The organism is Corynebacterium frankenforstense (genome assembly GCF_030211955.1).
Classification (GTDB): domain Bacteria; phylum Actinomycetota; class Actinomycetes; order Mycobacteriales; family Mycobacteriaceae; genus Corynebacterium; species Corynebacterium frankenforstense_A.
Window position 1 is genome coordinate 91,842 of the sequence record NZ_JASODI010000005.1, and the last position, 12,482, is coordinate 104,323.

10 protein-coding genes are annotated in these 12,482 nt (G+C 69.6%); 3 read left to right on the forward strand and 7 right to left on the reverse strand.

The genetic code is table 11. The features are described from left to right. Positions 1–289: 289 nt before the first annotated feature. Positions 290–1,165 carry an IclR family transcriptional regulator gene (locus tag QP119_RS04095; protein WP_284773802.1) on the reverse strand — a complete coding sequence of 292 codons (876 nt, stop codon included), beginning with the start codon at positions 1,163–1,165 and terminating at the stop codon, positions 290–292. A gap of 79 nt (positions 1,166–1,244) precedes the next feature. On the opposite strand from QP119_RS04095, the gene QP119_RS04100 reads away from it, so the two are divergent. Continuing rightward, complete coding sequence (locus tag QP119_RS04100) at positions 1,245–2,477, forward strand: arginase family protein (protein ID WP_284773803.1); 1,233 nt, start codon at positions 1,245–1,247, stop codon at positions 2,475–2,477. A 272-nt stretch (positions 2,478–2,749) separates the two neighbouring features. Here QP119_RS04100 and rbsD read toward each other — a convergent pair whose 3' ends face one another. The 5 genes from rbsD to QP119_RS04125 form a co-directional block, all read right to left on the reverse strand. Continuing rightward, on the reverse strand, positions 2,750–3,127 hold the full coding sequence (gene rbsD, locus QP119_RS04105) for a D-ribose pyranase (RefSeq protein ID WP_284773804.1): 378 nt from the start codon (positions 3,125–3,127) through the stop codon (positions 2,750–2,752). Positions 3,128–3,148: 21 nt separating this feature from the next. Further along, positions 3,149–4,114, reverse strand: coding sequence for a substrate-binding domain-containing protein (locus QP119_RS04110; RefSeq protein ID WP_284773805.1), 966 nt, complete (start codon positions 4,112–4,114; stop codon positions 3,149–3,151). Positions 4,115–4,147: 33 nt separating this feature from the next. Beyond that, complete coding sequence (locus QP119_RS04115) at positions 4,148–5,062, reverse strand: ABC transporter permease (RefSeq protein WP_284773843.1); 915 nt, start codon at positions 5,060–5,062, stop codon at positions 4,148–4,150. 80 nt (positions 5,063–5,142) lie between these two features. Beyond that, positions 5,143–6,750 carry a sugar ABC transporter ATP-binding protein gene (locus tag QP119_RS04120; protein ID WP_284773806.1) on the reverse strand — a complete coding sequence of 536 codons (1,608 nt, stop codon included), beginning with the start codon at positions 6,748–6,750 and terminating at the stop codon, positions 5,143–5,145. 57 nt (positions 6,751–6,807) lie between these two features. Next, a complete protein-coding gene (locus QP119_RS04125) occupies positions 6,808–7,917 on the reverse strand; it encodes a LacI family DNA-binding transcriptional regulator (protein ID WP_284773807.1) in 1,110 nt (369 codons plus the stop codon). A gap of 439 nt (positions 7,918–8,356) precedes the next feature. Here QP119_RS04125 and QP119_RS04130 point away from each other — a divergent pair, with 439 nt between their 5' ends. After that, complete coding sequence (locus tag QP119_RS04130) at positions 8,357–9,520, forward strand: class II histone deacetylase (protein ID WP_284773808.1); 1,164 nt, start codon at positions 8,357–8,359, stop codon at positions 9,518–9,520. Further along, positions 9,517–11,022 carry an APC family permease gene (locus QP119_RS04135; RefSeq protein WP_284773809.1) on the forward strand — a complete coding sequence of 502 codons (1,506 nt, stop codon included), beginning with the start codon at positions 9,517–9,519 and terminating at the stop codon, positions 11,020–11,022. The genes QP119_RS04130 and QP119_RS04135 overlap by 4 nt, the downstream gene beginning before the upstream one ends. Here the strand turns inward: QP119_RS04135 and QP119_RS04140 are convergent. Then, entirely contained in the window at positions 11,006–12,457 is a 1,452-nt protein-coding gene (locus tag QP119_RS04140; protein WP_284773810.1) for a PucR family transcriptional regulator, read from the reverse strand. The two genes, QP119_RS04135 and QP119_RS04140, sit on opposite strands and share 17 nt — an antisense overlap. Positions 12,458–12,482 lie beyond the last annotated feature (25 nt).

Genomic DNA, 12,482 nt, shown 5'->3' on the forward strand with positions numbered 1-12,482 from the left:
TCCTCCTCGGGTCGGCGACATCCAGGCGCGGCCGGTGCGGCGCGCTATGTCGTGGATCAACTGTGTCCGTGACGGTAACGGCGGTCACATGTGGCGCGGTAGATTCGTCGAGGGGGTGGTGTCTGGTATTCGAGACAGTGCAGGCAAGCGCGGTTAAATTGCCGACGTCCCGGTGGTCGCCGGCGGCGGTGACGTGCGGGCGGGCGCGGGGCGGCGTGGGCGTCGGCGCGGGTGCCGGGGGCTGGGCGTGCGTTCTGTCGCGGGGGTTGGGCGCGCCCGGCCGCGCGCCTCAGCGCGCGCCGAAGACGGCCGCGCCGAGCGCGGCCGAGGCCTCCCGCAGGCTGCGCACCAGGCCCGCGCGGCCGGCCTCGTCGAGGCTGTCGACCGGGTGGGTGACCGTGATCGCCGCGGCCGGGCGGCTCAGGTGGTCGCGCACGGGCACGGAGACGGACTCCTGGCCGCGGGCGACGGCCTCGCGCTCGAGGGCGAAGCCGCGGGTGCGGATCGCGTCGAGCTCGGCGAGCAGCCGGCGCAGCGTGGGGCGGGTGGTGTCGGTCGATGCGGCGAAGTCGCCGGAGGCGGGGGTGGTGGCGTGGTCGGTGTCGTGGTCGGGGCCGGGCGCGGCGGCGTCCGCGCCGCCCGCCAGCGACGGTGCGGGAACCGGGGCGGGGCCCGACGGGATGTCGGGAAGGCTGGCCAGCACGGCTTTCACCTGGGCGTCGTTGAGCACGGAGAGCATCGCCAGGCCGGAGGCGGTGCGCAGGGCGGGAAGCCGTACGCCGACGTCGGTGATCAGCGCCTGCGCGCCGGGCGAGCGGACCTCGACCAGGTAGACGATCTCGGGGCCGACGAGGCGTGAGAGGTGCCCGGAGCCGCCGGCCTGCACGGCCAGCTCGCGCAGCCGCTTCTGGCCGAGGCGCACCAGCGGCTGCTGGGTCGTGTAGGCCTGGGCCATCTCGTAGGCGGCCACGCCCAGGCCGTAGGTCTGCTCGCCGGGGATGTGCATGACGAATCCGGCGGCCTCCATCTCGCGCAGCAGGTGGTAGGTGCTCGAGCGCGGCAGGTCGAGCTCGGCGCGGATGCGCGCGGCGGAGACGGGCACGTCGATTCGCGAGAGCAGCGCGAGGATGCGCAGCGTGTTCCGGGCGGCGGGGACCTGGGCCATGGGTCAAAGTCTCGCATCCGAGACGCGCCGGTGGGCCGAGGCGCGGCGCGCCGGGCGCGCGGGAACTAGGGTGCGCGGCATGTACACCCCCTTTGACCCCGCAGACTGGACCGGACGCGACGACGGACCCGGGCGTGAGCACGCCCGCTGGCACTCGGTGATCGAGGGCCTCGACCCGCGGGAGGCCTCGGGTGCCGGGACCGGTGCGGGCGCCGGAGTGTCCGGCTCCGGGTCCGGTGCGGGGGCCGGTGTGGCTTCCGGGGCCGGTGCGATTACCGGGGCCGGCGCGGCCGGGCTCGCGCTGCTCGGCTTCGCCAGCGACGAGGGCGTGGAGCGCAACGGCGGGCGCCGGGGCGCGGCCGCCGGCCCGGCGGCGCTGCGGAAGGCGCTGGCCAGCCTCGCCGTCCACGACGAGGTGGCTCGCGCCGACGCCGGCACCGTGCGCACCGAGGACCCGAACCTGGAGGGCGCGCAGCGCGAGCTCTCCGACGCGGTGCGTGACCTCGTGCGCGCCGGGCGCCTGGTGGTCGCGCTGGGCGGCGGCCACGAGATCGCTTGGGCCACGCACCGCGGTCTCTTCGAGGCGGTGGCCGGTTCGGGTGTTGAGGGCTCCGGCGCGGACGGTTCCGGCGCTGCGGGCTCCGGTGCCGCCGGTTCCGGTTCGGAGGGAGACGACGCCGCACCCGCGCCGGCGGGCGAGCGCGAGCGGATCGCGGTGGTGAACCTGGACGCGCACTTCGACCTGCGCGCCGCCGACCGGCCGACCTCGGGTACGCCGTTCCTGCAGATCGCCCGCCTGCACGGCGCGGGTGGTCCGGCGGCAGGTGCCCCGATCCCGGACTCGAGACCCGCTGCGGAGCAGGGCGCCGCCGGTCCGGACTCCGCCGGCCGGCCCGAATCACACGACTTCGACTACACGGTGCTCGGCATCTCGGAGCCGAACAACACCCGAGTCCTCTTCGAGACCGCCGAGGCCCTCGGCGTGCACACCGTCCTCGACGACGAGCTGGCGGAGATGACCCCGCAGCAGGCGGGCGAGCTGGTCGCGAAGGCCGTGGCGGATGCGGATCACGTGCACCTGAGCATCGACCTCGACGGGCTGCCGGCCTCGGTCGCGCCCGGCGTGAGCGCCCCGGCGGCGGTGGGCGTGAGCCTGGCGCATTACCGGGCGATGGCGCGCGCGGCGGCGGCCTCGGGCAAGCTGCGCCTGGTCGACGTCGCCGAGCTCAACCCCGAGTTCGACGTGGACAACCGCACCGCGAAGGTGGCCGCCCGCCTGATCAGCGACATCACGAGCGTCGCCGGGAAGTAGCGGGCCCGGCCCCGCGGATTCCTCCCGCCTGGCTCTCCCGGGCAGCCTCGTCTGTGTCTGCTTACCCCTGCCCGCCCTCGACCCAGCAAGCTCGCGCATAGCAAGGGCACGCCTTGCTGGGTCGAAAACCGCCCTTGCTATACGGGGCCTTGCTGGGCAGGCGGCCCCGGGCCCGGCTGACAGCCGCCCCAACCCCCGGAAACAACAAAAAGAGAGGGGACCGCCCGGGCACCCCGACGCATGGAGTCGAGGCACCCCGGCGGCCCAGGTCTCTAGAACGGCACCCCGCTGCGCAGGATGACGTTGGCGTAGGGCGTGGTCTCGCCGGTGCGGACCACGAAGCTGGCGTCGGCGACCCGGGCCTTGAGCTCCTCGTGGTCGACCTCGTCGAGCTCGACCTCGGCGGGCACGATCGCGCGGATCTCCTTCGGGGTCTGGGTGGCGATGGTGGCGTGCTCGATCTCGAGCACGTCGGTCAGCGCGTCGAGGACGTCGACGAAGCGGGGGATGCCGAAGACGAGCGCGAGGTCAACCACGGGCACGTCGGCGGGCACGGGCAGGCCGCAGTCGGCGATGACGACGGTGTCGGTGTGGCCCAGCCGGGCGAGGTGCCCGGCCAGCGGGGCGTTGAGGATGCCCTTTTTGAGCATGGTGTTCTCCTTTACTGGTGCCTACTGGTGCTCGGCGACGTTCTCGGCGGTCACGGTGACCACGTCGACGGGCAGGACGTCGGCGACCTCCTTGCCCTGCAGCAGCAGGGCGGCCTGGTCGACGGCGGCCACGCCGAGCTGGTCGGGCTGCTGGGCGATGGTGGCGGCCATGGTGCCGGCGGCCACCGCCTCGAGGCCGTCGAGGGTGCCGTCGAAGCCGACGACGGCGATGTCCTTTCCGGCGCGCCCGCCGACGGCCTCGATTGCGCCGAGCGCCATCTCGTCGTTCTCGGCGAAGATGCCCACGACGTCGGGGTTGGCCTGCAGCAGGTTGGATGCGACGTCGAGCCCCTTGGTGCGGTCGAAGCCAGCGGTCTGCATGCCGACGATCTCGATGTCGGGGTACTTGGCGATGCCCTCCTTGAAGCCCTGCCCGCGGTCGCGCGAGGAGGACGAGCCGGCGATGCCCTGCAGGACGATGATCTTGCCCTTGCCGCCGATGGCCTCGGCCATGGCGTCGGCCGCCTGGCGTCCGCCGGCGATGTTGTCGCTGGCCACGTAGGAGGTCAGCTCGCCGCCGTTGGAGGTGCGGTCGACGGCGACGACGGGGATGTCGGCCTGGTTGAGCGCGGTCACGGAGTTGGCCACGGCGTCGGAGTCGACGGGGTTGGCGATGACCACGCCGGTGTGCATGGCCGCGGCGTTGTTGAGCTGGTCGGCCTGCTTGAGGGCGTCGTCGCCGGCGTCCTGGATGTTCAGCGGGATGCCGAGCTCCTCGGCGCGTTGCTGCGCGCCGTCGCGTACCTGTACGAAGAACGGGTTGGACTGCGTGGACAGCGCCAGCGTGATCTCCTGCTCGGCTTCGCCGCGCCCGCAGGCGCTTAACGACGTCGCGAGTGCCACGGCGGTGACCAACGCTGCGGCCCGGCGGGCGGGACGGGCTGCGCCCGTCCGACGGCCGCGTGACCGGTTGATGAAGGTGAACATGTTGTGCTCCTCTGTCCTTTCCGGTTGCGGCCTCTACTGGGCGATGGTCTTGTTGCGGATGACGTCGAAGCCGACGGCGGCGGCGATGACGATGCCGATGACGATCTGCTGCCAGAAGGAAGAGACGTTGAGCAGGTTCAGGCCGTTGCGGATGACGGCGAGCAGCAGCGCGCCGACGAAGGTGCCGGTGGCCTTGCCGCGGCCGCCCGACAGGGAGGCGCCGCCGATGACGACGGCGGCGATGGCGTCGAGCTCGTAGCTGACACCGGCCTGGGGCTGGGCGGAGGACAGGCGGGCGGTCATGACCAGGCCCGCCCAGGCGGCGAAGAGGCCGGAGAGGGTGTAGACGGCGATGAGGATCTGGCGCACGGGCAGGCCGGACAGCCGGGCGGCCTCGATGTTGCCGCCGATGGCGTACATGGAGCGGCCGAGCACGGTGCGCGAGAGCACGAACCAGCAGATCAGGCCGGCCAGCAGCATCATCACGATGGGCATCGGCAGGAAGCCGAGGTCGGTGCCCATCCAGTTGACGGCGTCCGGGCTGGGCTGCGGGGAGCCCTCGGAGACGACCAGGGTCAGGCCGCGGGCGATGGACATCATCGCCAGGGTGGCGATGAAGGCGGGCAGCTTGCCGTAGGCGATGGAGGCGCCGGCGATGGCACCGCAGGCCAGGCCGGTCAGAAGGCCGAGGATCAGGGTGATCCAGCCGGGCAGGCCCATCTCGGCGAAGGAGTAGGCGGTGACCATGCCGCCGAGGGCGGCGACCGCGCCGACGGACAGGTCGATGCCGCCGGTGACGATGACGAAGGTCATGCCGAAGGCCAGGATGGCGATGGCGGCGGCCTGCACGCCGACGTTGATGAGGTTGTCGACGCTCAGGAAATGCGGGGTGGCGATGACCAGGATGACGATCAGGGCGATCAGGCCGACGAGGGCGCCGTTGTCCATCGCCCAGTTGCCCAGGCGGCGGCCGAACGAGGGGGACTTCTCCGCCGCGGCGGTGGCGCCGCGGGAGGTTGTGGTGGTGGTCATTGCTGGTTCTCCTTCTCGGCGGTGTCGGTGCCGGTGCGCCCGGAGGTGTCGGTCGTGGCGGTGCTGGCGGTGGTGGCGGTGGTGGTGTCGGCGGGGCCGGCGGTGGTGTCGGAGAGGCGGGAGACCGCCAGTGTCATGACCTCGTCCTGGGTGGCCTCGGGGGCCAGTTCGCCGGCGAGGCGTCCGCCGGACATGACGAGGATGCGGTCGGACATACCGAGGACCTCGGGCAGGTCCGAGGAGACCATGAGCACGGCGCCGCCGGTCTCGGTGAGGGCGTTGATGATGTTGTAGATCTCGACCTTGGCACCGACGTCGACGCCGCGGGTGGGCTCGTCGAGCAGCAGGACCATGGAGTTGGCCATGACCCACTTGCCGAAGACGGCCTTCTGCTGGTTGCCGCCGGACAGATCGCGCACGGGCTGGTCGATGCCGGCCATGCGCACGCGCAGCTTCTCGGCGACGGAGCTCGCCAGGGTGCGCTGGCCCTTGAGGTCGGCCAGACCGGCGGTCGCCGAGGACGACAGGGTGGCCAGGCCGATGTTCTCGCCGACGGAGGCGTCGAGGACGAGGCCCTGGTTCTTGCGGTCCTCGGGCACCAGACCCACGCCGTGGTCGATCGCGCCCTTGACGTCGCCCTTGCGCAGCTTCTTGCCGCGCACGGTCACGGTGCCGGAGTCGTAGGAGTCGGCCCCGGCGATGGCGCGGACCAGCTCGGTGCGCCCGGCGCCGACCAGGCCCGCGACGCCGACGACCTCGCCGCCGCGGACGGTGAGGCTGACGTCCTCGAACTTGCCGGCCGAGGAGAGGTGCTCGACGACGAGCAGCGGCTCGCCGGGGGTGCCGGCCTGGCGCGGGTACTGGTCGTCGATGTCGCGGCCGACCATGAGGCGGACGAACTCGGCCTCCTCGGTGTCGGGGGCGACCTCGGCGACGAAGGAGCCGTCGCGCAGGACGCTCACGGAGTCGGAGATGCGCGCGATCTCGTCGAGGTGGTGGGAGATGAAGATCATGCCCACGCCGGCGGCCTTGAGCTCGTCGACCACGCGGAAGAGCTGGTCGATCTCGTGGCCGGTCAGCGAGGCGGTCGGCTCGTCGAGGATGAGGATGCGCGCGTTCGTGGACAGCGCCTTGGCGATCTCGACGAGCTGCTGGCGGGCCACGGACAGCTCGCCGACGGGGGTGTCCAGGTCGATCTCGAGGCCGACGCGGTCCAGCGCCTCGGCGGCGCGGCGGCGCAGTTCGGTGAAGTTGACCAGTCCGCCGCGCGCCGGGGTGCGCCCGAGCATGATGTTCTCGGCGACGGACAGGGTGGGCACCAGGTTGAGTTCCTGGTAGATGGTGGCGATGCCGAAGGACTCGGCGGTCTTGGTGTCGGGGATGCGCACGGGTTTTCCGTCGACGAGGATCTCGCCGGAGTCGGGTTCGTGCACGCCGGCCATCATCTTGATGATGGTGGACTTTCCGGCGCCGTTCTCGCCGAGCAGGGCCTGTACCTGGCCCGGGCGCACGGCCACGGAGACGTCGTCAATCACTCGGACCGGGCCGAAGGACTTGCTCACGTGGCGCAGCTCGATCAGCGGCGCGGTGTCTGGGGCGGTCATCGTTCACCTCCTGGGGTGGGGGCTGATGGTGGGGAGAGTGGGGTCGGTGTTCTGGGTTCAGTTGGATTTGGGTACGGAGCGGCGGGTGATCAGGCGCGTGGGCACGCGGATGTGCGCCGGGCGGCCGGTGTGGTCGGTTTCAGTTGTGGTGTCGCCGGGGGCGCCGGTGACGAGGTCGGCGAGGATCTGCAGGGCGGTCAGCGCCATGCGGCGCACGTCCTGGTCGATGACGGTGATGGGGCGCGGCTGCAGGTCGAACAGGGGCTGGTTGTCGAATCCGATGACGGCGATGTCGACGCCGATCTCGAGGCCGCGGCGGTGGCAGGCCTCGATGACGCCGACGGTCATCATGGAGTCGCCGGCGAAGAGGGCGGCCACGCCCTGGTCGATGAGTTCCTCGGCGCCGCGGCGCCCGAGTTCCTGCTCGTAGCCGCCGCGGAAGACGTGGCTGGTATCGAGGCCGAGCCCGGCTGCGGCGGAGGTGAAGACCTCGAGGCGCTCGCGGCCGGTAGAGGTGGACATCGGCCCGGACAGGTAGCCGACGGGCAGGCTGCCGGCGTCGGCGAGCAGCTCGAGGGCGGCGGTCATGCCGGGGCGCGGGTCCGAGGTCACCGTGGGGATGGCGGGCGTGGCCTGTGGTCCAGGTCTGCTTGCCGACGCCGCGTCCTCGGCGGTGTCCGACGTCGGCGGTGCCGGGTCGGGCAGGGTGCGGTCGACGAGGACGACGGGGGTGCCGCCTGCGGCGAGTGCGCGGATCTGGGCGGCGCAGTCCTCGTGGGGCACGCAGATGATGCCGGCGACGCGCTGGTCGGTCAGGGCGTCGAGGGCCTTGGAGTGCTCTTCGGCGGACTCGTTGGTCGCGGCGACGATGGTGGTGATCCCGCGGGTGGCGGCGTGCTCCTGGATCGCGGTGACCATGGCGGCGAAGTAGTGGTTGACCAGGCTGGGCACGACCACGGCGATGGTGGTGGAGCGCGACATGCGCAGTGCGCGGGCCTGGATGTTGGGGCGGTAGCCGATCTCGGCGGCGGCCTGCGCGACGAGATCGCGGGTGGCCTGGGAGATGCGGTCGCTGCCGGAGAGGGCGCGGGAGGCGGTGGACACGGAGACGTCGGCGGCGCGTGCGACGTCCTTCAACGTCGGGCGGTGTGTGCGGCTGACGGTCATGTCGACTCCTCATCTCCCGTGCCGTGGGGGTGGTGTGCAAACGTTTGCATTAGGGTCAACGGTAGCCCGGATGTGGGACGGGGGCAAGGGGCGGGGGTGGGATGAGGCCGGATCGTGACCGGGGGAGGTTTTTGGTTTGGCGGCATGCTCGACCGGCGATCGGGTCGGCGTTTGCATGCGGTGACGCGATGACCCCGGGGCTGGGGTGGCATGCCCCCTAGATGGGGGTGATATTGCCAATCGATTCAGGCTTTATTGGCGATCGTTATTTTTCCAGACAATTCGATATTTTCGCCGGAGAATATGCGGTCGGCGGCGAAGTGTGTGGGGGGGTTGGGCCCGGCTTTTGCGAATGGCCAGCGACAATGAACATGTTGGGAATCTACTATGTCGGCAATCACAATATGACGGCCGTTCATTTTCGGAAGGAAGTGCTGACATGACTACCGACAACCTTGACAAGCCCCGTGTGGGTTTCCTCTGGGAGACGCTCTACGGTTGGCACGACACCGGTTCGGGAGGCGACGAGCCCTCTGACCCCGCCCGCGGACTTCAGCCGGTCAACCGACACTTCTCGGCTCCGGGGCCGAAGCGTCGACTGAACGAGATCATCCAGGTCTCGGATCTCCGTCAGCATCTCACGCATCTCCAGGCCACTCCGGCCACTGAGGAGCAGATCCTGAGGGCGCACACGAAGCGCCACTACGACTACATCGTCTCCCAGTCGGAACTGCCCAAGGGTGGTGACTGCGGTGACGGCGGGTCCCCCTTCGGCCACAATGCCCTGCAGATCGCGCAGCTTTCGGCGGGTGGAGCGATCACCGCGGTCAACTCGGTGCTCGACGGCGAGGTTGACCGCGCCTACGCGTTGATCAACCCGCCCGGACACCATGCGGAGCGCGATCGTTCCCTGGGCTTCTGCCTCTTCAACAACTCGTCGGTGGCGGTGGCTGACGCTCTCGAGCGGCCCGAGGTCTCCAAAGTCGCGATCATCGACTGGGACGTCCACCACGGCAACGGCACCCAGGACATCTGGTGGGAGGATCCCCGCGTCCTGACGGTCTCGATCCACCAGGACCGCAACTTCCCGGTTGACTCCGGCTTCATCGAAGAGCGAGGTGCCGGCGAGGGCCTTGGCGCAAACTTCAACATTCCGCTGCCTCCAGGTGCCGGCAACGAGGTTTACCTGGCTGCGATCAAGGAGTCGGTCATCCCGGCTCTCGAGGAGTTCCAGCCGGATCTGATCGTCGTCGCGACCGGTTATGACGCGGCCATGATGGACCCGCTCGGTCGGATGATGGTGACCACCGAGGGCTACCGGGAGATGACCGATTTGATGATCGGTGCTGCAAAGCGTCTCTGTGCAGGCAAGCTCGTCTTCATCCAGGAAGGCGGCTACTGCCAGTACTACGTCCCCTTCTGCGGGCTGGCGACCATGGAATCCCTCACTGAGCGATCGGCGGGCTTCGACGACGCGTACGCGTCGATCGTCGACGGGCAGATCCGCACCGAAATCACAGCTGAACAGCGCGAGCACCTGGATCGCGCGCGCGAGGCCTACTTCAGCGAAGCCTCGACGGGGCTGGGAGAGGTGGCGTCATGACGACGCCAGACTCGGGCCGCAGCCTGAAGACGCACCATGTCGTCTTCCTCGTGGTCGCCGCAGCGGCTCCGTTGACGGTGGTTTCTGCGGGCGCGACGGCGGCATATGCCACCTCCGAGATGGCGGGTGTGCCGGTCGGTTATCTGCTGTGTGGGGCACTTGTCGCGGTCTTTGCTGTCGGATTCTGTGCGATGGCCCGCGAAATCCCCAACACCGCAGCGTTCTTCTCCTACGTGTCGGCAGGTATGGGGCGAAGCCACGGTTTGGCTGCTTCCTGGCTCGCGATCGTCTCCTACATCGCGATGCAGACCGCGCTCTACGCGCTTCTGGGGTTCACGGCCCAAGGCCTTATCGCCTCAGTCGCGGGCGTGAACATCTCCTGGGTGATCTGGTCGTTGCTGGCGGCGGCAGGCGTGGCGTTTCTCGGGGTGCGTTCCGTGGACGTCGCCTCCCGCATCCTCGGAGTGTTGCTCGCATTGGAATTCCTCGCCGTCCTGATCTACTGCGTGGTCTCGCTCAGTCGGCCTGCTGAAGGCATATACACATCGACTTTGATGCCGTCTGCTCTCTTCGGTGCCGGCACCGGTACCGTGCTGGCCTTCACGATCGCCGGGTTCATGGGCATTGAGAGCTCCGCGATGTACTCCGAGGAGGCCCAACGACCGGAGAAGACCATCCCGCGGGCGACACTCATCGCGGTCACCCTGATGGCCGGTTTCTACTCGTTCTCTGCGTGGGCCATCGCGCAGAGCGTGGGCGAGTCATCGATCATCGCGGCGGCTCAGGATGAAGGAGCGGACCTCTTCTTCAACTTCCTCGCTGACAACGGCCTTGGCGGACTGGTCCCGTTCATCCGGCTGCTGCTTCTGACTTCCCTCTTCGCTGCGGTTACCTCGTTCCACAACACCGTGGCCCGGTACTTCATGGCACTCGGTCGTGAGCGGGTCATCTGGCCGAAGCTCGGGACGATGGGGCAGGGCGGAGCGCCCGTCAACGGTTCGCTGGCTCTGTCGGTCTTCAGCGCTTGCGCGATCGTCCTCGCGTACATTGCAGAAAAGATCATCGGCTACGGCGACGCTTTCCCCGCGGACATCGTGTTCTCGTGGATGAGCAACGCCGGCGGGTTCGGGTTGATCTTCCTTCTGCTCATCACGAGCATCTCGGTGATCCTCTACCTCCGGAAGAACGACAACTCCTACTCCGTGTTCATCACCACGATTGCGCCGGCGATCGCGACGGTCGGCTTCGGGACGATGTTCTTCGTCGTTCTCGCGAACTTCAACAAGCTCATCGGAGACGAAGGACTGTGGTACCTCGTCTTCATCATCCCGGGCATCATCCTCGCCTGCGGCGTCGCGGGCTACATCCGGGGAGAGTTCCTGCGCTACCGCCGGCCTCATATCTACCGGAACATCGGCTCCGGCCATGCGCCGACCCTGGACCGGGGTGAAGACCTCGGAGACGCCGACGGGATTGACGAGAAGGTCAGCTCGCGGGCGTAGCGGCGGCGAAGAACGCCTCCGCGAAGACTGCCGGATCGCCGAGATCGAGTTCGCAGATGCGCTGGATCTGGGCGATCCGGTTGCGTGTGGTGTGCCGGTGCACGCCGAGGGCCTCCGCGGTGGCGGAGAGCTGACCGCCGTGGCGCAGATACACGGTCAAGGTGCGGGCGTACTCGGTGCCGTGGGTGGCGTCGTGCTCACGCAGAGGCCCGAAGATCTCCGCCGCTCGAGCGCGGAAGGCGGAGCGGACGGCGGGCTCGGCGAGCCAGGACATGTCCGTGTCCGTCGGGCCCAGATGCTCACCCACGCCCAGGTGGAAGGCGCGGGTGGCCAGAGAGCTGACGTAGTCGGCGTCGATCTCGTCGACGGGAACGAGTCGCCCGATCGCGATGCGCACCTTGGTGGCGGTGGGGCCGAACATGTCCAAAAGGGTCTCCGCCGACTGTCCGGGCCGGCACAGTGCGATGAAACAGGTGGATGAAACGTTCAGCGCATAGAGGAACCGGCCCTGCTGCTCCGATGCGGCGTCGAAGGCGTGCCGGGCCCGGGCGAGCAGCCGGGCGTTGTCGGCGGCCACCACCACCGGTCGGGTCATGCCCTCGGCGTCGACGGGCCAGTCGCGGTCCGCGGGTAGCTGGAGTGGGCCGTCCGAGAGGTCAAGGCGCAGCGCGAGCGCGAGCGAGTTGATGTCGTTGCGTGCGCTTCGCAGGTCCGCGGGCCGGGCGAGCAACATGTCCGCCAGGCCGGTGCAGTGCCGCACCAGTGCCTGGTCCTGGGTGTTCAACGCCTTCGCCGAGCTGACCTCGAGGCTGTGGTGGCGGTCGGCGCGGGAGGCCATTCTGTAGGCGGAATAGAAGGTCCGCTCGCCCGCGGTTTCCGCGCGGGTGAGCTCCGGAGAGACCGCGGAGTCGATCATCTCCCCGTCGGCGTTCCTGAGCACCAGCCGGGCGGCCAGGAGCTCGGCGCCTGCCGTGAGCAGCCCACGCAGCGAGCCCGTCACCGCGGTCGTCGTCAATCGGGCCTGTGCGTCGACCAGGCGTTGGTACTCCAGCTGTTCGCGCCGCCGCTGCTCCTGGCCGGCGGTCGTGACGATGGAGATGAACGGGACGTGCCGGGGCACCTCGAACACACCCACACCGCGCCGCCGTGCGGTGGTCAGGACCTGCTCCGGAACCGTGGGGAACCCGACGCCGGTGCCGAAGCCGATGGCCACGGCGCCGGCGTCGATGAGGTGCTCGATGTACCGGGGCAGTTGCTCGGGGCGGTCCTGAAAGGCGATGCCGACGGTGAGGACCAGCGAATCCGGCTGGATGAACTCGGAGGCGTCCTCCAGTTCGCTGGGCTGGACGAAGCTGAACGTCTCCACCGTCGGGCGACACAGCTGTCGCAGGGAGAGTGACCGTTGCGCCAGCAACCACCCGAAGCTGAGATCCATGCAATCGCCGCCTTGTACAAATTGG